Genomic DNA, 19,893 nt, shown 5'->3' with positions numbered 1-19,893 from the left:
GCGCGCCGCCTTTTGCGTTTGCGCGGGTCGGTCCGGGGCGGCTCAGTCCGGAATCGGGAGGGTCAGCGTTTCCTTGACCTCTTCCATCACGATGTAGCTCTTGGATTCGCGCACGTGCGGCAAGGTCAACAGGGTGCTGCCCAGCAGCTTGCGGTAGGAAGCCATTTCGCTGATGCGCGCCTTGAGCAGGTAATCGAAATCGCCCGAGACCAGGTGGCATTCCAGTACGTTGGGCAGCTTCAGCGCTGCGCGGCGGAACTCCTCGAAGATGTCGCCGGACTTGTAGGCCAGGCTGATCTCCACGAACACCAGCAGGCTGGCCTTGAGGTACTGCGGGTCCAGCCGTGCGTAGTAGCCGGTGATGGCGCCATCGCGTTCCAGCCGGCGCACCCGCTCGGTGCAGGGGGTGGTGGACAGCCCGACGCGCTCGCCCAGCTCGGTGAAGGAAATGCGCCCCTCCTCCTGCAGGATGCGCAGGATCTTGCGGTCGATCTTGTCCAGCTCGCGGGCACGGGCGGCCATGGCGTCAGCCTCTCAGTGGTGTTGGCGCGACAATATCCTGCCTGATGCGCCAAAAACAGCAAAATTGCTTGGTTTGGCCGGAATATACTTCCTCAATTATGGTCCCGGCACGCTCCAGTGCAGGGAATGATCGGGTTGGAGAGGTCTCATGCGCGTTCTAGTCCTAGGCAGTGGGGTAATCGGCACGACCAGTGCCTGGTACCTGCGGCAGGCCGGGTTTGAAGTCACGGTGGTGGACCGCCAGCCCGGCCCGGCGCTGGAAACCAGCTTCGCCAACGCCGGCCAGCTTTCGTTCGGCTATACCTCGCCGTGGGCCGCCCCGGGCGTGCCGCTGAAGGCGGTGAAGTGGCTGTTCTCCGAACACGCGCCGCTGGCGATCCGCCCCGGCCTGGACCTGAACCAGTACCGCTGGCTGGCGCAGATGCTGCGCAACTGCACGCACGAGCGCTACGCCATCAACAAGGCGCGCATGGTGCGCATGTCCGAATACAGCCGCGACTGCCTCAACGAGCTGCGTGCGCAGACCGGCATTGAGTTTGAAGGCCGCGACCTGGGCACCACCCAGCTGTTCCGCACCCAGCAGCAGCTGGATGCCTCGGCGCAGGACATCGAAGTGCTGGCCCAGTACGGCGTGCCGTATGAAGTGCTGGACCGCGCCGGCATCATCGCCCACGAACCGGCGCTGGCCAGCGTGGCCGACAAACTGGTGGGCGCGCTGTGGCTGCCGCGCGACCAGACCGGCGATTGCCAGCTGTTCACCCGCCGCCTGGCGCAGATGGCGATGGATGCCGGGGTGGAATTCCGCTTCGACCAGGACATTGCCGGGCTGGAAACCGACGGCGACCGCATCACCGGCGTGCGCATCGACGGCAAGGTCGAAACCGCCGACCGCTACGTGGTCGCGCTGGGCAGCTATTCGCCGTCGCTGGTGGCCCCGCTGGGCATGCACCTGCCGGTGTACCCGCTGAAGGGCTACTCGCTGACCCTGCCGATCACCAACGCGGCGATGGCGCCGACCTCGACCATCCTGGACGAGAGCTACAAGGTGGCGGTGACCCGTTTCGACGACCGCATCCGCGTGGGCGGCATGGCCGAAGTGGGCGGGTTCGACCTGTCGCTGTCGCCGCGCCGCCGCGCCACCCTGGAAAAGGTGGTGGGCGACCTGTACCCGGATGGCGGCGACCTGTCGCGCGCCGAGTTCTGGACCGGGCTGCGCCCGGCCACCCCGGATGGCACGCCGGTGATCGGCGCTACCCCGTACCGCAACCTGTTCCTCAACACCGGCCACGGCACGTTGGGCTGGACCATGGCCTGCGGCTCGGGCCGCTACCTGGCCGACCTGATGAGCGCGCGCCAGCCGCAGATCAGCACCGAAGGCCTGGATATCTTCCGTTATGGCGGCCACCACGCCGCGTCCGTCCAACACAGTGAAGCGAATGCATGCGCCCAGCCCGCGCGTTGATTGACCTGGAGGCGTTGCGCTCCAACTTCCGCCTGGCCCGTGAACTGGGCGGCGGCCGCAAGACCCTGGCCGCGGTAAAAGCCGATGCCTACGGCCACGGTGCCGTGGCCTGCGCGCGCGCGCTGGACGGCGAAGCCGATGCGTTCGGCGTGGCCTGCATTGAAGAGGCGCTGGAACTGCGCGCGGCCGGCATCACCTCGCCGATCCTGCTGCTGGAGGGGTTCTTCGATGCCGACGAGCTGCCGCTGATCGTGCAGCACAACCTGTGGTTCGCGGTGGCCGCGCCGTGGCAGGTGGACGCGGTGGAAGCGTTCCAGACCGACGCAACGCTGCAGATCTGGTTGAAGCTGGACAGCGGCATGCACCGGCTGGGCCTGTCGCCCGAAGATTTCCGTGCCGCGCACGCGCGGCTGTCCGCGCTGCCGCAGGTGGCACCGATGGTGCTGATGAGCCACATGGCCCGCGCCGACGAACTGGACAGCCCGCGCACGCGCGAACAGGCGGACCTGTTCGCCGCCACCATCGACGGCCTGGCCGGCGAGACCAGCCTGTGCAATTCACCGGCGCTGCTGGGCTGGCCGGACGTGCGCAGCGATTGGGTGCGCCCGGGCCTGATGCTGTACGGGGCCAACCCGCTGCAGAAGCACAATGCCTTTACCGAGCGGCTGCGCCCGGTGATGACCATGCAGTCGAAGATCTTCGCGGTCCGTGAGATCGCCGCGGGCGAACCGGTCGGCTACGGCGCACGCTTCGTGGCCGAACGCCCCACCCGCGTGGGCGTGGTGGCGCTGGGGTATGCCGATGGCTACCCGCAGTTCGCGCCGAACGGGACCCCCGTCCAGATCGATGGCCAGCCCGGCCACCTGATCGGCCGGGTCTCGATGGACATGCTGACCGTGGACCTGACCGACCTGCCGCAGGCCGGGGTGGGCAGCACCGTCACCCTGTGGGGCGATGCCCCGCGCCTGGACGTGCTGGCCCCGCTGTGCAAGGTCAGCGCGTACCAGCTGCCGTGCGCGGTCAAGCGCGTGGCGCGGGTGCTCAGCGGCGCGTAGGCGGCAGCAGGCGCCGCAGCCAGTCATCGATCATGCGCTTCTCATAGCGCAGCGGGTCGTTGTTGCTGAGCAGGCCGGTGTTGCCCAGGTAGTTCATGTCGATCAGCTTCTCCTCGCCCTGGCGGACCATGCCGCCCGTGGCGTCGCGCAGGGTGAAGGTCAGGGTCATCCGCGGCGGATAAATGTCGCGCATGATCCGCACGTCATTGCCGCGCGGGCCGTTCTGCGGCTCGAACTCGCCGGCCCGCTTGATGTCGGTGATCTCCACGTCCAGGGTCTGTCCCGGGGGCAGGCGCTTGCTGGCGCTGCTGCGCAGGTAGTCGGCAAGCTGCTGCACCCAGTTGCCGCTTTGGGCCTCGAACCGGTTGGTGCTGCTGCGGATTTCAGTGAACTGGGCCGGGTCCGTCCACTTCACCTGGACCGGGCTTTCGCCGGTGAGCGCGCGGGGCGCCTTGGGGTCGGTGACGGTGCGCGGGGCGGCCGACGCGCTGCCGACAAGCAGCAGCAGACAGCCCAGAGCACCAGCCAGCAAGGGTTTGCGGTTCATGGCGTTGCCTCGGTCGGAGCGGCGGAAGAAGGTCGGTACTGAGTGTGATCCTGATCCGCCAGCGGGACAATTGCCGGAAACGGCAGGCAGGATCCCCGGTAGCCGGCAATTCACTTACGTCAAACCGGCAAGGGGCGCTTGACGCTACGAATACGCGCTCTGGAAGATGCTGTCTCCCTCCGTTCCACCAGTTGCCCCTCTTGACGCCCTTGCCCAGCCTGCCCGCCTCAACCCTGGAACGCGCCCCGTACGTGCCTTCGGCGTCCGATCCTTCCTTGCACCGCAGCGTGCTGGAAGGCCTCAGCGCTGGCTTCTGCATCATCGAGGTGATGATCGAAGACGGCGTGGGAGTCGACTACCGGTTCCTGGAAGTCAATGACGCCTTCGAGCGCAACACCGGCTTGAACCAGGCCTCGGGCCGGCTGATGAGCGAACTGCAGCCGACCCACGAGCCGGAGTGGTACCGGGTGTACGGCCAGATCGCCCTGACCGGGCGCTCCCAGCAGTTCGAGCTGGAAGCACGCGCGCTGGGCCGCTGGTATGCGGTCGAGGCGATGCGGGTGGGCGAGCCGCACGAACATCGCGTCGCTGTGCTGTTCTTCGACATCACCAACCGCAAGCAGATCGAAGTGGAGCTGGCCGAAAGCGAGGCGCGTTTCAGCGCGCTGGCCGATGGCCTGCCCATGCCCGTGTGGGTGCTGGACGAACGCGCGCATGCGCGCTTCGTCAACAGCGCCTTCAGCGAATTCTTCGGTGGTGACGAACAGCGCGTGCCGGAGGATGTCTGGCGCGGCCTGGTCCACCCCGACGATGTGTCCGTGTTCGATTACGAGCTGCAGGCCGCGATCAAGGCGCAGCGCTCCATGCAGGTGCTGGTGCGCGGGCTGCGCGCCGATGGCCAGTGGCGCTGGCTGGAAATGAGCGCCCAGCCACGCTTCTCGCGCATGGGCCGCTTCATCGGCCTGGCCGGCAGCAGCACCGACGTTACCGACCGCCGCGAAATCGAAATGGCGCGCGAAGAGCTGCTGCAGTCCGAACGCGCCGCGCGCAATGCCGCTGAAAGCATGGCGCGGCTGAAGGACGAATTCCTGGCCACGCTCTCGCACGAGCTGCGCACGCCGCTGACCACCATCCTGGGCTGGAGCGAGCTGCTGCTGCAGCGCGTGGACAGCACCAGCCCGCTGTTCAAGGGGCTGGGCGTGATCGCCAACAGCGCCATGGCGCAGAAGCGGCTGATCTCGGACATGCTGGACCTGAGCAGCATGCTGCTGGGCAAGGTGCAGCTGGAGGTGGAAGTGCTGGACCTGCGCGTCCAGCTCACCGAGGCCATGCGCGCCCAGGAACTGGTAGCCGAAGGCAAGGCGCTGGAAACCCGGCTGGTCATGCCTGACGAACCGGCGCTGGTGCTGGGCGATGCCACGCGCCTGCAGCAGGTGCTGTGGAACCTGCTCAGCAACGCCATCAAGTTCACCCCCGCCGCCGGCTCGGTCACGGTCACCCTGGCCACCGACGGTGATCACTGGACAGTGACCGTGGCCGATTCGGGCGACGGCATTGCGCCGGAGTTCCTGCGCCATCTGTTCAGCCGCTTCCGCCAGGCCGATGGCACCACCACCCGCCGCCATGGCGGGCTGGGCCTGGGCCTGGCGATCGTGCAGCAGCTGGTGGAACTGCACGGCGGCACGGTCACGGCCAACAGCGAAGGCCAGGGCCAGGGTGCGGAATTCACCGTGCAGCTGCCGCGCTACCAGCCCCAGGCCGATGGCCGGCCGCTGCGCGAAGTGTTCAGTGGCCCGATCCGCGAACAGCTGATCGAGCCGTACCCGCTCAAGGGCCTGCGCCTGCTGGCGGTGGAAGACCAGCCCGAAGTGCTGGAATACCTGCGCCGGCTGCTGGAAGAGCAGGGCGCGCAGGTCACCGCAGCGGCTTCGGCCGGCGAAGCATTGGCACTGCTGGATGCCGGCGGCCATGAGGCGGTGGATGTGCTGCTGACCGACATCGGCATGCCGGGCATGGACGGGTATGGGCTGGTGAGCGCGCTGCGCCAGGACTTCGGCCTCGATGCCAACGCGCTGCCGATCGTGGCGGTGACCGCGTTGGCCCGTGCCGACGACCGCAAGCGCGCGCTGGCGTCGGGCTTCCAGGAACACGTGGCCAAACCCTATTCGGTCGCCCAGCTGGTCACCGCAGTACGCAGCGTCCTGGCCGGACGGAATTGAATCAAAGGAACCGCATGTCCCGCACCGCCCCCCGCATCTACACAAACCCGGCCGACATCGCCCAGCTCGAGGCGTTGCTGCCCCAGCTCAAAGGCCAGACCCAGGTCGAAGTCACGCTGAAAGACGGCCGCCGCCTGCTCGGCACCGTGGCGGTACAGCCCACCGTGCAGCAGTACCGAAATGCGGAAGAGAACGAAGGCAGCAACGGCCAACTGCGCCTGGATGACCGGGATGCCCCGGTGCAGCAGCATGTGCTGTGGCTGGATGAGATCAGCGCGATCCGCCAGCTGCCCCCGGTGGAATGAGCCTCCGGGCCGTGCCGGGCCCTGCCCGGCACGCTCCTTTCCTCAATGCGTGAAGACTTCCGGCTCAGCTTCGAAGCGGCGCGCATAGGCGCGCTCATCCGCAATCCGGGCGACTTCGTCATCGGCCATGTCGGGCGCGCCGTACACCGCATAGGCCACGGCGCCATCGGCCTGCTTGCCCACCTGGTGCAACCGGTACCTCGAATGCCCACCACCGGTGTCCTCGGGGTAGTGCACCGGCGGCTGTGCGCCCTCCAGATCCATTTCGCTGTTGTCGACCACGCCACCGACGAACAATGCGCGCATGAGCTACCTCCGTTGCGAATGAGCCTTCACCCTGACCGACAGCCTGTTGCGATGGCATCAAGGCAGCGTTGAATAAACGCAAATCGGCCGCCGAACGGGGCCGATCGGCCGAAACGGTAGAATGGCGGTCTCTTTTCAAGATGTGCCCCCATGGCTGCCCAGCACGACGCCCCCCTGGAAACCCTGTTCCTGCCGTTCGGCGGCGCGCTGACCTGGCCGGCCGGGCCGGTGCTGTTCCTGCGTGCCCGCGATGGCTGGCCGCTACGCGAGCACGCCCAGCCAGGCCAGCTGGTCTGCGAGCAGAGCTTCCGCCCGTTCGCCGATGCGCTGGAAGCCAGCGGCTGGACCGTGCGCGACGAGCAGCAGCTGGCCGATGACGCCACCCGCTACGCGCTGGTGCTGGTGCTGCCGCCGCGCCAGCGTGAAGAAGCCCGCGCGCTGTTTGCCCGCGCGCTGGCGCTGGCCGCCCCGGGCGGCATCGTGGTGGCCTGCCAGCACAACAACGAAGGCGCCCGCTCCGGCGAAGGCGACCTGCAGCAGCTGGCCGGGCTGGGCGGCAAGATGACCAAGAACCACTGCCGGGTGTACTGGACCGCGCCGTTGGATGGCCAGCATGACGCGGCCCTGGCCCAGCGCTGGGCCGCGCTGGACGCGCCGCGCGCGATCTTGGGCGGGCGCTTCCAGAGCCGCCCGGGCATCTTCGCGTGGGACCGCATCGACCCGGCCTCGGCACTGCTGGTGGAACAGCTGCCGGCCGACCTGGCCGGGCGCGGCGCGGACCTGGGCGCCGGCTTCGGCTACCTGTCCAGCGAAGTGCTGCAGCGCTGCCCGCAGGTGAGCGCGCTGGACCTGTTCGAGGCCGAAGGCCGCGCGTTGGCGCTGGCCAGGGTCAATCTGGAAGCACTGGGCAAGCCGGCGAAGTTGGGCTTCCACTGGCAGGACGTCACCGCCGGCATCGAGGCGCAGTACGACTTCATCGTCACCAATCCGCCGTTCCACACCCCCTCGCGTGCCGACCGCCCGGACATCGGCCAGCGCTTCATCGCCGTGGCCGCGCAGGCGCTGCGCCCGGGCGGGCGGATGTGGCTGGTGGCCAACCGCCACCTGCCGTACGAGCAGATCCTCAACGAAAGCTTCGGCCAGGTGCGCGTGGCTGCCGAACGCGACGGCTTCAAGCTGATCGAGGCGACCAAGGCCAGCAAGAGTCCCACCCCCGCCAGGGCCCCGCGCAGCGACGAGCCGAAGTGGGGCCGCGGGGGCCGCGCATGAAGCTGGTGAAACTGCTGGCCAACCTGGGTTACGGCAGCCGCAAGCAGGTGCAGGGCATGTTCCGCGAGGGGCTCATCACCGATGCGGACGGCGAGGTGCTGTACGCCGATGACCAGGTCGCCCACGAAGCGATCCGGGTCGAGGGGGAGCCGCTGGATCCGCCGCAGGGGCTGACCCTGATGCTGCACAAGCCGCGTGACTACACCTGTTCAACCAAGGACAAGGGCCGGCTGATCTACGACCTGTTGCCGCCGCGCTTCCGCGAGCGTTCGCCGGTGCTGTCGTCGGTGGGCCGGCTGGACCGCGACACCAGCGGCCTGCTGCTGATGACCGACGACGGCGCCCTGCTGCACCGGATCGTGTCGCCCAAGTCGCGGCTGGACAAGGCCTACCAGGTCACCGTGGCCGAAGACCTGCGCGGTGACGAGGTGGCACGTTTCGCCAGCGGCGCGCTGATGCTGGAAGCGGACGACAAGCCGCTGCTGCCGGCCGAACTGCACGTGCGCTCGGCGCGCGAGGCCGAACTGGTGCTGCACGAGGGCCGCTACCACCAGGCCCGGCGCATGTTCGCGGCGGTGGGCAACCACGTGCAGGCACTGCACCGCAGCCGCATCGGCGGGCTGTCGCTGGGCGACCTGCCCGAGGGCGAGTGGCGCATGCTGGATGCGGCGGACCTGGAAACGCTGTTCACCGGGCACCTCACCGACGCGTCATGACCGCCATCGCCGCCCTGCCGTTCCTGCCTGAAGCGGTCATCTTCGATATGGATGGCCTGATGATCGACAGCGAGCGGGTGTCCATTGCGTGCTGGTCGCAGGCCGCACGGGAACTGCAGCTGCCGTTCGCCGATGACTTCTGGCTGGGCATGGTCGGATTGGGCGACCGTGACTGCGAACAGCGGCTGTTGCGCCACATCGATGCCGGGCAGGTAGCCGCGCTGTATGCGCGCTGCCACGACCTGTATGAAGCGCGCACCCAGCAGGGGCTGCCGCTGCGTCCCGGCATACTGGCGCTGCTGCAGCTGCTGCAGGCACACGCCCTGCCGCGAGCGGTGGCGACGTCCACGCGCGAGCCGCGCGCGTCGCGCAAACTGGCGGCGGCGGGGTTGCTGGGTTACTTCGACCACGTGGTCACCAGCAGCGACGTGGCCCACCCGAAGCCGGCGCCGGACATCTACCTGCTGGCGGCGCGGAAACTGGGCAAGGATCCCGCGCGCTGCCTGGCGCTGGAAGACTCGCCGGCCGGCATCCGCGCGGCGGTAGGCGCCGGCATGACCGCGATCCAAGTGCCGGACCTGGTGCATCCGGATGCCGACCTGCGCGCGCTCGGCCATCGCATCGTGGAATCGCTCACCGACGCCCACGCACTGCTGCTGCCGCTGCTGCAAAAGCGGACGGTAGAGCCGAAGGGTGGAACCGAAGGGTAGAGCCGAAGGGTAGAGCCGAAGGGTAGAGCCGACTGTTAGTCGGCTAAGCGCGAAGCGCGATCATTGACCCCGCCAAAGGCAGCCGACTAACAGTCGGCTCTACCGGGAATTCCACGCGGAATTCCATGCGGCATTCCATGCGGCATTCCATGCGGCATTCCATGCGGCATTCCATGCGGCATTCAGCCCGTCATTCCACGCGGAATTCCATCCGGCATTCCATGCGGATTCCCGCATCATTCCGCCCGTAACCCCACAAAAAACCCGGCACGTGGCCGGGTTTCTTGAACGCATACCGCAGGCGATCACACCCGCCCGAACACCAGCGCTGCGTTGGTGCCGCCGAAGCCGAAGCTGTTGGACATCACCGTGTTCAACTGCTTGTCCTGGCTTTCGCGAACGATCGGGAAACCTTCCACGGCCGGGTCGAGTTCGCCGATGTTGGCCGAACCGGCAATGAAGCCATCGCGCATCATCAGCAGGCAGTAGATCGCTTCGTGCACGCTGGCCGCACCCAGCGAATGGCCCGACAGCGCCTTGGTCGACGACAGCGGCGGAATCGATTCGCCGAACACTTCGCGCACCGCCTTCAACTCGGTCACGTCGCCCAGGGGCGTCGAGGTGCCGTGCGTGTTGAGGTAGTCGATCGGGCCGCTGAGGTTCTGCATGGCCATGTTCATGCAGCGTACCGCGCCTTCACCGGACGGGGCGACCATGTCGGCACCGTCGGAGGTGACGCCGTAGCCCACCAGTTCGGCATAGATGCGTGCACCGCGTGCCACGGCGTGGTCGTAATCTTCCAGCACCAGCATGCCGCCGCCGCCGGCGATGACGAAGCCGTCGCGGTCCTTGTCGTACGGGCGCGATGCGGTGGCCGGGGTGTCGTTGAAGCGGGTGGACAGCGCGCCCATCGCATCGAACATGACGCTCATCGACCAGTGCAGGTCTTCACCGCCACCGGCGAACATCACGTCCTGCGCGCCATGCCGGATCAGGTCGGCGGCGGCGCCGATGCAGTGCGCGGAGGTTGCGCAGGCAGCGGACAGCGAGTAGCTCAGGCCCTTGATCTGGAAGGCGGTGGCCAGGCAGGCCGACACGGTGGAGCACATCGTGCGCGGCACCATGTACGGGCCGACCTTGCGCACGCCACGCGCGCGCAGGATGTCGGCCGATTCGACCTGCCACTGGCTGGAGCCGCCGCCGGAGCCTGCAATCAGGCCGGTGCGCGGGTTGACCACCTGCGCTTCGTCCAGGCCGGCATCGGCGATGGCGTCGCGCATGGCGATATAGGCGTAGGCCGAGGCATCGCTCATGAAGCGCTTGAGCTTGCGGTCGATCTGCGCGTCCAGGTCCAGTTCGATGTTGCCGCCCACGTGGCTGCGCAGGCCGGCGTCGGCGTGGTCGGGAAGGTTGCGGATGCCGGCGCGGCCTTCACGCAGTGCGGTGGACACGGTGTCCAGATCGTTGCCCAGGCACGAGGTGATGCCCATTCCGGTAATGACGACGCGACGCATCAGAAGTTCTCGGTGGAAGTGAACAGACCTACGCGGAGGTCTTTGGCGGTATAGATTTCGCGGCCGTCGACCAGCATGCGGGCATCGGACTGCGCCATGACCAGCTTGCGGTTGATGACGCGGGTGATGTCGATTTCGTAGGTGACAAGCTTTGCGTCGGGCAGCACCTGGCCGGTGAACTTCACTTCACCGCAGCCGAGTGCGCGGCCACGGCCGGGCGCGCCCAGCCAGGTGAGGTAGAAGCCGGTGAGCTGCCACATTGCGTCCAGGCCCAGGCAACCGGGCATCACCGGGTCGCCGATGAAATGGCAGCCGAAGAACCACAGGTCGGGGCGGATATCCAGTTCCGCGCGCACGTAGCCTTTGCCGTGTGGACCGCCGTCATCGCGGATGTCGGTGATGCGATCGAACATCAGCATCGGGTCATTGGGCAGGCGACCGCTGCCCGGCCCGAACAGTTCGCCACGGGCACTGGCCAGCAGCTGTTCGCGCGAGAACGCGTTGAGACGAGTCATGGAAAACGCAATCCTGAAGATGGAGGGCGGCGGTTTGTTGCCGTTGAAAGCACCCAAGAGTGCAGAGTAATTTCCATTCAATCAAACGTTTTAACCGTACGCCGGCGTAGTGTTTTCAGCTTGAAAAACGCATGTTGTTGTTATGAAAAGACCATACTCAGGCGTGTGGCTGTAATCTTGTTCATCTATTCCCGCCGCTTGGGCCCTTGAGCTTCCGCCGTGTCCGCACAACGCAAGATCATCCACGTCGACATGGACGCGTTTTACGCGTCGGTGGAGCAGCGCGACAATCCGTCGCTGCGGGGGCTGCCGGTGGTGGTGGCGTGGAAGGGGGCGCGTTCGGTGGTGTGCGCGGCGTCGTACGAGGCGCGGGTGTTCGGGATCCGTTCGGCGATGCCGGCGATGCGGGCGGAGCGGTTGTGCCCGGATGCGGTGTTCGTGCCGCCGGATTTCGTGCGCTACAAGGCGGTGTCGCGGCAGGTGCGGGAGATTTTCCTGCGGCATACGGATCTGGTGGAGCCGTTGTCGCTGGATGAGGCGTACCTGGATGTGACGGTGCACAAGGGCGGGATGACGGTGGCGACGGAGATCGCGGCGCTGATCCGCACGCAGATCCGGGAGGAGACGCAGTTGACGGCGTCGGCGGGGATCGCGCCGAACAAGTTCCTGGCGAAAATCGCGTCGGATTGGCGTAAGCCGGACGGGCAGTTCGTGGTGCCGCCGCACCGGATCGATCAGTTCCTGATGCCGCTGCCGGTGAAGCGGGTGCCGGGGGTGGGCAAGGTGATGGAGGGCAAGCTGTCGGAGCTCGGGATCGTGACGGTAGGCGATCTGCGTGGGTTGCGGCTGGAGGAGCTGGAAGGGCGCTTCGGCAGTTTCGGTGCGAGTCTGTACCGGCGTGCGCGCGGTATCGATGAGCGTCCGGTGGAGCCGGACCAGCCGGTGCAGTCGATTTCGTCGGAGGACACGTTCGCGGAGGATCTGCCGCTGGAGGCGTTGGAGCCGGCGATCGTGGAGCTGGCGGGCAAGACGTGGAATGCCACGCGCAAGACGGACCGGGTGGGGCACACGGTGGTGCTGAAGTTGAAGACGTCGCAGTTCCGGATCATCACGCGCAGTTTCACGCCAGAATCGCCGCCGGAAACGCTGGAGGAGCTGCGCGATATCGCGCTTGCGTTACGCGCGCGCGTGGATCTGCCGGCCGAGACTCGTTATCGCTTGGTGGGCGTTGGGTTGGGCGGGTTCCGCGAGCGTGAGCCGGTCAGCCAGATGGGGCTGTTTGACTGAAGCAACAGCAACAGCAACTGCGACGCTTCACTGCTCCGGGTAGCGGGCCGGCGGGTGCGGGTTGGCGGGACACGCCGTGAACCGCCCTCCGGGCCCCGGCCCAACCGCCAGCGGTTGTGCGTTCAGTCGCACGCGAGGCAGTGCCTCGCAAGCAGTGCGCCTTCACCCATGGGGGCTTGTAGAAAACATCCATGTTTTCTACAGTCCCGCCAACCCGCCCCCGCCGGCCCGCCCAAGCTGGGCTGGCACTCAATGAACAGCGGGAGCAACTGCGCATTGCAACCGAGCGCGGGAACTTGAAGGCACTGTCCTCAGGTCGGTGGGACGACGGTAGGGTCGCATCCCAATCGACCGCCGATGGCAATGCAACGCGCGGTGGGGCATGAAAATCACCATACGCCGCGCATCACCACTCTCGATCAATACGCCACGGTCGCAATCGTCCGCACGTACTGCGGCTTCTCGATTTCACTGACGAACGCATCGGCGTAATCGGCGTAACTGATCCTGCTGTGGCCATCGGCGCCGACCAGGAACTGCTTTGCCTGGGTGCGGAAACCACCCTTCTGCGGTCCCGGGCCGATTTCAGCCGCTGGCGAATAGAACGTCCAGTCGAGGTCATCCACGTTCTGCAGCAGGTTGAACGCTTCGCGCGCGGCGAGTGCAACGGGCTTGTACGCATCGGGGAAGCCTTCGGTATCGACCAGCTGCACGCCGGGGGCGACTTCGAGGGTGCCGGCGCCGCCGACCATCAGGAAGCGCGGGACGCCGGCCTGGCGGGCGGCCTTGACCAGTTCGGCGGTGACGGTGGTGACGGTGGACGGGTCATCGCCGGGGCGCGGGCCGAAGGCGCTGGCCAGGACGTCGTGGCCGGCAATCACGGCGGCCAGGGCGTCGGTGTCGTCGAGGGCGGCGACGGCGAGCTGGGCGCCGTCGAGTTCGGCGGGCAGGCCGCTGTCGCGGCGGACGATGGCGGTGACCTGGTGGCCACGGGCCAGGGCCTGGCGGGTGATTTCACGGCCGATGTTGCCGGTGGCACCGACGAGGGCGATCTTCATGGGGCAGGTTCCGTTGTGGGAGGAAGGCCAGCATATGCGCCTGAAAGCGGACGAAAAACCGCGTATAACGGCCTAATTTGTTGCGCGAATCGATCAAATGGACCGGCTTACGGCAATGCAGGTGTTCGTGGAGGTGGCCGAGCGCGGCAGCCTGACGGCGGCGGCGGAGGCGCTGGATATGTCGCGGGCGATGGTGACGCGGTACCTGGCGGAGGTGGAAACGTGGCTGGGGGCGCGGCTGCTGCACCGGACCACGCGGCGGATCAGCCTGACCGGGCCGGGGGAGGCGGCGCTGCTGCGGTTCCGGCAGATGCTGGCCATCGGCGATGAGCTGCAGGGCGAGGTGGCCAGCGATAACCCGGAGCCGCATGGGGTGTTGCGGGTGACGGCGAGTGTGTCGTTCGGGCAGCTGCACCTGGCGGCGGCGGTGGCGGAGTTCGTGCGGCGGCATCCGTTGACGCGGGTGGAGCTGTTGCTGGTGGACCGGGTGGTGAACCTGGTGGAGGAGCGGGTGGATGTGGCGGTACGGATTTCGCGGGCGATTGATCCGAGCCTGATCGCGCGGTGGCTGGCGCCGTGCCGGTCGGTGTTGTGCGCGGCGCCTTCGTATCTGGCCGAGCGGGGCACGCCGGTCAGTGCCGATGGGTTGGCGGGGCATAACTGTCTTACCCATCACTACGTGGGTAAAAGCGTGTGGCAGTTGCAGCGGCAGGGGCGTGCGATTTCGGTGGCGGTGGGCGGCAACATCAGTGCCAACGAGGCATCGCTGTTGCTGGAGGCGGTGCGGGCGGGGGCGGGGATTGCGATGTTGCCGACGTACCAGATCGCGCCGCTGCTGCGTTCGGGTGAGCTGGTGGCGGTGTTGCCGGAGTACCAGGTGGAGGAGATGGGCATCCATGCGGTATATGCGTCTCGGCGGCAGTTGCCGGCGGTGATGCGCAGCTTCCTGGATTTCCTGGTGGAACGGTTTGCGGGGGAGGAGTTCCTGGCGCGGATCTGACGCGTCTCGATCTGGCTTCGCGTGGGACACGCAGGGCGTGGCTCTACAATCGGTGGTCCCCCATGCTCAGAAGCGATCCTTGCCTTGTCCTATCCTTACCCGCTGGTAATTTTTGATCTGGACGGCACGCTGGTCGACAGCGCGGCCGATATCGCCGAGGCGCTCAACCGCACGCTGGAAGACTGGCAGTTGTCGCGCGTGCCCGAGGCGACGGTGCTGACCTGGATCGGTGATGGCGTGCGCCGCCTTGTCGAGCAGGCCTTCACTGCGGCCCGCAGCGACATCGATCTGGACCGGGTGATGCCCGGTTTCATGCGCCATTACGAAGCCTGTCTGCTGCGCAGCCCGCGGTTGTACGACGGCGTGGTGCCGGCGCTGGAAGCGTTGCGCGCGCGTAACGTGACCCTGGCGATCTGCACCAACAAGCCGTCGGCCATGGTCGCGCCGCTGCTCGCCCACCTGGGCGTGCAGGACTTCTTCGCGATGGTACTGGGCGGCGATTCACTGCCCGAGCGCAAGCCCAGTGGCGTACCGCTGCGGCATATCGCCGCTGCGTTCGGGGTGGCCACCACGGCTGCCCTGATGGTCGGCGATTCAATCACCGACTATCGCGCTGCGGTGGATGCAGGCATGCCGGTAGCGCTGGTGCGTTACGGGTATCCGCGCGGGTTGGATCTGGACACGGTGGACGCGGTGGCGGTGGTGGACGACCTGCGGGCGTTGCCCGGGTTGTAGCGCGGTCGTGGCGTCGTGCCGACCAACGGTCGGCACCTACCGTGCTCGTGTAGCGGCAGTGACGCCGTACCGTGATCGTAGAGCGGCCGTGACGCCGAGCCGTGCTCGTCGAGCGGCGGTGACGCCGAGCCGTGCTCGTGCACCCGGTAGCGCCGGCCGTTGGCCGGCACCTTGCGATGCCGGCCAACCCCGGATCATTTCGGCTGGTAACGCACGCTCAGGCGGTACTCGCGGCCGGGCTGGTTGTACCAGGCCACCGTTTCGTAATCGCGGTCGAACACGTTGCTGACCCGGCCCAGCACCGACCAGTCGCGGCTGATCGCGTACTCCAGGCGCAGGTCCACGGTGCCATACCCGGCCAGGCGCACGCTGTTGTCGGCGTTGTCGTAGCGCTTGCCGGCACCGAAGGCGGTGACGCCTGCGCGGAAGCCACCGAAGCGGCGGTCGATGTCCAGGCGTGCGGTGTCCTGCGCGCGGCGGGCCAACCAGTTGTCGAACTGGGCGCTGCCGTCGGTGCGGTTGCGCGGGTCGGTGTGGCTCAGCTGTGCACTGAGGTCAAAGCCGGCCAGAGTCAGTGAGCCGGTCAGCTCGGCACCGCGGATACGCGCCTTTTCCACCTGCGACATCATGAAAGTGGTGGCGTCGTAGGTGATCAGGTCATCGATGCGGGTTTCATACACATCCAGGCCCCAGCGCCAGCTGTCGCCCTGCTGGGCGATGCCAAGGTTGGCGCTCTTGGATTTCTCGGGATCCAGCCCGGGCACGCCGCTCCACGGGTCATACAGGTCACTGAAGGTGGGCGCCTTGAACGCGGTGCCGTAGCTGGCGTTGAGGCGGAAGCCGCCGCCCAGTTCCATGCCCCAGCCCAGGCTGCCGGTGGTGTGGTTGCCGAACTGCTCGTTGTCGTCGTTGCGCACGCTGGCCTGCAGGTGGTGCGCGCCGAAGCGGCCTTGGTACTGCACGAACACGCCGGTGTTGTCGCGGCTGTCGACCAGATACCCCGCGCTGCTGCCGTCCAGGTTGTCCTGGCTCCAGTCCAAGCCGGCGCTGAGCAGCTGGCCGTCGGCGATGCCCACGTCGGCCTGCACCGAGGCACTGTCGCGGTGGGTCTGCGCGGCGCCCAGCCAGGTGTCGTCGTTGTAGTTGTCCGACTCGTTGTCGGCACGGCCGACGTTGGCGGTCAGGGTGAAGCGCTCGCTCGGCGCGTAGCGGACCTTGCCGCCCAGCACCTGCTGCAGGGTTTCGGAGTAGTTGTAGTAGCCGTCGTAGTGGTTCTCGCCTTCGGCACGCAGCGCGGTGCCTTCCACGCTCAGGCTGTCGGTCAGCGTGTAGCCGCCGCGCAGGCTCATCGACAGGTTGCGGTACCCGTCGCGGTCGGGTTCGTTGGCGCCGCAGCCGGCGAAGGTGACCGGATCACCGTTGCAGGAGTTGATGCCGTCGGTGTGCTGGTAGGCAATGTCGGTGCCGAACCAGCCGCGTGCGCCGGTGCCGCCGAAGCCGCCGCTGGCTTCGCGCAGGCCGTTGCTGCCGCCGCCCAGCTGCAGGTGGGGGGCGAAGTCGCCGGCATTGCGGCGGGTGAAGATCTGGATCACGCCGCCGATCGCATCCGCGCCGTACAGGCTGGACTGGGGGCCGCGCACGATTTCCACGCGTTCGATCTGCGCCAGCGGCAGGTCCTGCAGCATGGCCAGGCCAAGGTCGCCGGTGTTGATGCGCACGCCATCGACCAGCACCAGGGTGTGGGCCGAATTGGTGCCGCGCAGGAACAGCGAGCTCTGCTTGCCCAGGCCGCCGCTGTTGTTGAGGTTGATGCCGGCGCGGCCGCGCAGCAGGTCCTGCAGCGACGGCGCCTGGCTGCGCTCGATCTCGGCGCGGTCGATCACCTGCGCCGGCGAGATGCTGTCCTGCAGGGCAATCGGGGTGCGCGTGGCGGTCACCAGCACCTGGTCCAGTGCGGTGGCATCGTCCTGCGCGGCGGCCACACCGGGCAGCGCCGAGAGTACGGCCAGGGAAAGAAGGCGGATCTGCAGCTTCATCGTTGACTCCAAACACCGCGCACGCCCGCGCGGCAAGGTTGTGGGAGGCGGTCAACGGGGGCAGGGACGGTGGGCGGGCGCAGGTACGGCGCCGCTTGCCGCCGCCATGCCCGCCGCATCGCAACCAGTCGTCTTCCAGGCCGGTCTCCGGGCTCGCGGGCCGATGGCGGACCATCGCGCCAGGCGCCTTCCCATGCTTGCGCACAGTGGCATGTTGCCTGGCTTCCACGCTTACCGTTGCGGGGGCAGCGCCGGAATGGCAGCAGGCAGGACCTGTTGCGTCACCGGCTTCCCGTTTCAACCTGCCGGCTTGCGCCGCAGGTCACCTGAAAGTGGGCGCAGTGTAGAGCAAAGCCCGGCGGCCGGCGCAATGCCGGCACGGGCGTTGCGACGCCAGCGGTTAGAATGCGCCTCGCTTTTTGACGTGGTTGCAGTCCCTATGATCCTGGACCTGATCCGGCACGCGGCCACTGGCCGCGACGACCACCTGGATGGGCGTACCGATCCGCCGCTGGACGTGCAGGGCATCGATCTGATCTGCGCACGCCATGCCGACCTGCAGTGGCAGCGCGTGCTGAGTTCACCGCGCCGGCGTGCGCTGGACACCGCCGCTGCGTTGGCGCTGCCGCGTGGGCTGGAGGTGATCGCGGACGAGGAGTGGGAGGAGCTGGATTTCGGCGACTGGGACGGCCAGCCGCTGCAGGCGCTGCCGATGCAGGCGCTGCAGGCATTCCACCTGGACCCGCATGCGAACCCGCCGCCGCATGGCGAAAGCTGGGGGCATTTCGAGCGCCGCATCGCGCGCGCATTGCATCGGCTGCTGGATGAGCCCGAACCGGTGCCAACCCTGGTGGTCAGCCATGGCGGCCCGTTGCGGATGGTGCTGTCGCAGGTGTGCGGGCTGCCGATGGCGATGTGCTGGGCGCTGCGCATCGACCACGGTACGCGGCTGCAGCTGCGGGTGGAGCGGGACGACGGGGAGCTGTGGGGGGAACTACTGGAGTTGCAGCAGGCGTCGCCCTAGCGGTCGTCGTCGGTGTCGAACGCGGCGTCGCTGCCGTCGCCTTCGTCATCGTTGGCCACGGTGCGGTCATACACCGGGCCCGAGGCCGGCGGCGCCTTCTTCAGCGGCTTGTCGGCGATGATCGCGTCGTATTCGGCCACCAGCTCGGCGCGGCGCGCTTCGGGCAGTTCCTGCCAGTGGCAGTCCTGCAGCGCGCCCTCGAGCGAGTAGAGCAGGTTGAGGCTCGGTTTGAAGCCGGCGCGGCGTACCTTCACGAACGCGCCCACCGACCCGGCCGCGGCCAGGTCTTCGGCAGTGCGCAGACCGACCTGGCGCAGCCAGGCCGCGCTCTTGGGGCCGATGTTGCGCAGCTTGGTGCTCATCCCAAGGCCTCGACGAACACCGCGGCAATGGCTTCCAGCCCGGCCTGGTCATCGGCATCGAAACGGGCCAGCACCGGGCTGTCCAGGTCGAACACGCCGATCAGGGTGTCGCCGTGTACCAGCGGCACCACCAGTTCCGAGCGCGAGGCCGAATCACAGGCGATGTGGCCGGGGAAGGCGTCCACGTCCTCGATGCGTTGGGTTACCCGCTGCGAGGCGGCCGCGCCGCACACACCCTTGTCCAGCGGAATGCGCACGCAGGCCGGCAGGCCCTGGAACGGGCCGACCACCAGTTCAGTGCCATCAAACAGGTAGAAACCCACCCAGTTCAGCTGCGGCAGCGCGTGGTAGACCAGCGCTGACAGATTGGCGGCATTGGCAATGCGGTCGCGTTCACCGTGCACCAGGGCACGGGCCTGGGCCAGCAGCTGGCCGTACTGTTCCGGCTTGCTGCCGGTGAGCGTGGAAGTATCGAACATGGCCGCAGTCTAGCAAGCGCGGCCGGCGGCCGGACCCACCGGCGGCGGAACGCTGATAATGGGCGCCCCTGTTCATCGGTCCGGCCATGTCATCCCTTTCCGCCCCGCCCGCCGCGTTCTACGTCACCGGTACCGATACCGGCATCGGCAAGACCTTCAGCAGCTGCGCCCTGCTGCACGCGCTGCGCCAACGCGGGCACCGCGCGGTGGGCATGAAGCCGGTGGCCAGCGGCTGCGAGCAGACCGTCGAGGGCCTGCGCAACGAGGATGCCACCGCCCTGCTGGCCGCCAGCGACCCGGCCCCGGCCTATGCCGACCTCAACCCCTACGCACTGCCGCTGCCGCTGGCCCCGGAACTGGCCGCCGAGGCGGCGGGGGTGACGCTGTCACTGGATCCGATCGAGGCGGCGTTCGCCCGCCTGCGCGCGCAGGCCGACACCGTGGTGGTGGAAGGCGTGGGCGGCTGGCTGGCACCGCTGTCGGCCACGCTGGACCAGTCGCACCTGGTGCAGGCGCTGCAGCTGCCGGTGGTGATGGTGGTGGGCCTGCGGCTGGGCTGTCTCAACCACGCGCGGCTGACCGCGCAGGCGATCAACGCCAGCGGTGCAACCTGCATCGGCTGGATCGCCAACGAGGTGGACCCGCAGATGGAGCGCATCGACGACAACGTGGCGCTGCTGCGCGCGCGCCTGCCGATGCCGTTCTGGGGGCGGCTGCCGTACGCACCGGGCGCCGATCCGGCGCAGCTGGCCCGCCACCTGCTCGGCTGAGG

21 protein-coding genes and 1 riboswitch are annotated in these 19,893 nt (G+C 67.8%); of the genes, 12 read left to right on the top strand and 9 right to left on the bottom strand.

All coding sequences use genetic code 11. From position 1 onward, the window contains the following. Nucleotides 1-42: 42 nt before the first annotated feature. Complete coding sequence (locus tag QE395_RS16000; RefSeq protein ID WP_068848966.1) at nucleotides 43-522, bottom strand: Lrp/AsnC ligand binding domain-containing protein; 480 nt, start codon at nucleotides 520-522, stop codon at nucleotides 43-45. A gap of 148 nt (nucleotides 523-670) precedes the next feature. Here QE395_RS16000 and QE395_RS15995 point away from each other — a divergent pair, with 148 nt between their 5' ends. Together QE395_RS15995 and alr are read left to right on the top strand one after the other, a co-directional pair. Next, the gene (locus QE395_RS15995) at nucleotides 671-1,984 is read left to right on the top strand and encodes a D-amino acid dehydrogenase (RefSeq protein ID WP_184124532.1); all 1,314 of its coding nucleotides are present in this window, start codon (nucleotides 671-673) and stop codon (nucleotides 1,982-1,984) included. After that, nucleotides 1,963-3,039 carry an alanine racemase gene (gene alr, locus QE395_RS15990; RefSeq protein ID WP_184124534.1) on the top strand — a complete coding sequence of 359 codons (1,077 nt, stop codon included), beginning with the start codon at nucleotides 1,963-1,965 and terminating at the stop codon, nucleotides 3,037-3,039. Before QE395_RS15995 ends, alr begins: the two co-directional genes overlap by 22 nt. Here the strand turns inward: alr and QE395_RS15985 are convergent. Continuing rightward, nucleotides 3,026-3,586 carry a DUF3016 domain-containing protein gene (locus QE395_RS15985; RefSeq protein WP_306989907.1) on the bottom strand — a complete coding sequence of 187 codons (561 nt, stop codon included), beginning with the start codon at nucleotides 3,584-3,586 and terminating at the stop codon, nucleotides 3,026-3,028. The genes alr and QE395_RS15985 overlap by 14 nt on opposite strands. 233 nt (nucleotides 3,587-3,819) lie before the next feature. Between QE395_RS15985 and QE395_RS15980 the strand changes: the two genes are divergently transcribed. Together QE395_RS15980 and QE395_RS15975 are read left to right on the top strand one after the other, a co-directional pair. After that, nucleotides 3,820-5,805, top strand: a complete 1,986-nt coding sequence (locus QE395_RS15980) for a PAS domain-containing sensor histidine kinase (RefSeq protein ID WP_095364589.1) — start codon at nucleotides 3,820-3,822, stop codon at nucleotides 5,803-5,805. A 14-nt stretch (nucleotides 5,806-5,819) separates the two neighbouring features. Continuing rightward, nucleotides 5,820-6,110, top strand: a complete 291-nt coding sequence (locus QE395_RS15975) for a DUF3247 family protein (protein ID WP_306989906.1) — start codon at nucleotides 5,820-5,822, stop codon at nucleotides 6,108-6,110. Between the two features lie 42 nt (nucleotides 6,111-6,152). On the opposite strand, the gene QE395_RS15970 is transcribed toward QE395_RS15975, so the two are convergent. Further along, nucleotides 6,153-6,416 (bottom strand): hypothetical protein, encoded by a 264-nt coding sequence (locus QE395_RS15970; RefSeq protein ID WP_068848976.1) that lies wholly within the window; start codon nucleotides 6,414-6,416, stop codon nucleotides 6,153-6,155. A gap of 150 nt (nucleotides 6,417-6,566) precedes the next feature. On the opposite strand from QE395_RS15970, the gene QE395_RS15965 reads away from it, so the two are divergent. The 3 genes from QE395_RS15965 to QE395_RS15955 are packed head-to-tail and all read left to right on the top strand — an operon-like array spanning nucleotide 6,567 to nucleotide 9,111. Beyond that, complete coding sequence (locus QE395_RS15965) at nucleotides 6,567-7,685, top strand: class I SAM-dependent methyltransferase (protein WP_306989905.1); 1,119 nt, start codon at nucleotides 6,567-6,569, stop codon at nucleotides 7,683-7,685. Further along, nucleotides 7,682-8,401 (top strand): pseudouridine synthase, encoded by a 720-nt coding sequence (locus tag QE395_RS15960; protein ID WP_068854534.1) that lies wholly within the window; start codon nucleotides 7,682-7,684, stop codon nucleotides 8,399-8,401. The genes QE395_RS15965 and QE395_RS15960 overlap by 4 nt, the downstream gene beginning before the upstream one ends. Then, on the top strand, nucleotides 8,398-9,111 hold the full coding sequence (locus tag QE395_RS15955; RefSeq protein ID WP_184124541.1) for an HAD family phosphatase: 714 nt from the start codon (nucleotides 8,398-8,400) through the stop codon (nucleotides 9,109-9,111). Before QE395_RS15960 ends, QE395_RS15955 begins: the two co-directional genes overlap by 4 nt. Before the next feature lie 305 nt (nucleotides 9,112-9,416). Here the strand turns inward: QE395_RS15955 and fabB are convergent, their stop codons facing one another. Both fabB and fabA read right to left on the bottom strand, forming a co-directional pair. After that, nucleotides 9,417-10,625: a beta-ketoacyl-ACP synthase I gene (gene fabB / locus QE395_RS15950; RefSeq protein ID WP_068848982.1), complete on the bottom strand. Its 1,209-nt coding sequence runs from the start codon at nucleotides 10,623-10,625 to the stop codon at nucleotides 9,417-9,419. Further along, the gene (fabA, locus tag QE395_RS15945; RefSeq protein ID WP_093535600.1) at nucleotides 10,625-11,140 is read right to left on the bottom strand and encodes a 3-hydroxyacyl-[acyl-carrier-protein] dehydratase FabA; all 516 of its coding nucleotides are present in this window, start codon (nucleotides 11,138-11,140) and stop codon (nucleotides 10,625-10,627) included. The genes fabB and fabA overlap by 1 nt, the downstream gene beginning before the upstream one ends. A 219-nt stretch (nucleotides 11,141-11,359) precedes the next feature. Here fabA and dinB point away from each other — a divergent pair, with 219 nt between their 5' ends. Beyond that, entirely contained in the window at nucleotides 11,360-12,427 is a 1,068-nt protein-coding gene (gene dinB, locus QE395_RS15940) for a DNA polymerase IV (protein WP_093535584.1), read from the top strand. A gap of 419 nt (nucleotides 12,428-12,846) precedes the next feature. Here the strand turns inward: dinB and QE395_RS15935 are convergent, their stop codons facing one another. Beyond that, a complete protein-coding gene (locus tag QE395_RS15935) occupies nucleotides 12,847-13,485 on the bottom strand; it encodes an NAD(P)H-binding protein (protein ID WP_306989904.1) in 639 nt (212 codons plus the stop codon). A 97-nt stretch (nucleotides 13,486-13,582) separates the two neighbouring features. Here QE395_RS15935 and QE395_RS15930 point away from each other — a divergent pair, with 97 nt between their 5' ends. Then, entirely contained in the window at nucleotides 13,583-14,485 is a 903-nt protein-coding gene (locus QE395_RS15930; protein ID WP_306989903.1) for a LysR family transcriptional regulator, read from the top strand. A gap of 84 nt (nucleotides 14,486-14,569) precedes the next feature. Next, nucleotides 14,570-15,220 (top strand): phosphoglycolate phosphatase, encoded by a 651-nt coding sequence (gene gph / locus QE395_RS15925; RefSeq protein WP_306989902.1) that lies wholly within the window; start codon nucleotides 14,570-14,572, stop codon nucleotides 15,218-15,220. 194 nt (nucleotides 15,221-15,414) lie between these two features. Here the strand turns inward: gph and btuB are convergent, their stop codons facing one another. Further along, complete coding sequence (btuB, locus tag QE395_RS15920) at nucleotides 15,415-17,256, bottom strand: TonB-dependent vitamin B12 receptor (RefSeq protein ID WP_306989901.1); 1,842 nt, start codon at nucleotides 17,254-17,256, stop codon at nucleotides 15,415-15,417. A gap of 120 nt (nucleotides 17,257-17,376) precedes the next feature. After that, nucleotides 17,377-17,601: riboswitch (cobalamin riboswitch) on the bottom strand. 94 nt (nucleotides 17,602-17,695) lie between these two features. Between btuB and QE395_RS15915 the strand changes: the two genes are divergently transcribed. Continuing rightward, nucleotides 17,696-18,280, top strand: coding sequence for a histidine phosphatase family protein (locus tag QE395_RS15915; protein ID WP_306989900.1), 585 nt, complete (start codon nucleotides 17,696-17,698; stop codon nucleotides 18,278-18,280). Here the strand turns inward: QE395_RS15915 and QE395_RS15910 are convergent. After that, a complete protein-coding gene (locus tag QE395_RS15910) occupies nucleotides 18,277-18,642 on the bottom strand; it encodes a TfoX/Sxy family protein (RefSeq protein WP_068848996.1) in 366 nt (121 codons plus the stop codon). The two genes, QE395_RS15915 and QE395_RS15910, sit on opposite strands and share 4 nt — an antisense overlap. After that, entirely contained in the window at nucleotides 18,639-19,121 is a 483-nt protein-coding gene (locus QE395_RS15905; protein ID WP_068848998.1) for a GAF domain-containing protein, read from the bottom strand. Before QE395_RS15905 ends, QE395_RS15910 begins: the two co-directional genes overlap by 4 nt. A gap of 86 nt (nucleotides 19,122-19,207) precedes the next feature. Between QE395_RS15905 and bioD the strand changes: the two genes are divergently transcribed. Next, entirely contained in the window at nucleotides 19,208-19,891 is a 684-nt protein-coding gene (gene bioD / locus QE395_RS15900; protein ID WP_306989899.1) for a dethiobiotin synthase, read from the top strand. The last annotated feature ends 2 nt before the right edge of the window (nucleotides 19,892-19,893 follow it).

Origin of the sequence: Stenotrophomonas sp. SORGH_AS_0282, assembly GCF_030818125.1 — a bacterium.
Lineage (GTDB): Bacteria > Pseudomonadota > Gammaproteobacteria > Xanthomonadales > Xanthomonadaceae > Stenotrophomonas > Stenotrophomonas rhizophila_A.
The sequence above is the reverse complement of the archived record's forward strand: the minus strand, read 5'-3'. Positions and strand labels throughout refer to the sequence as shown.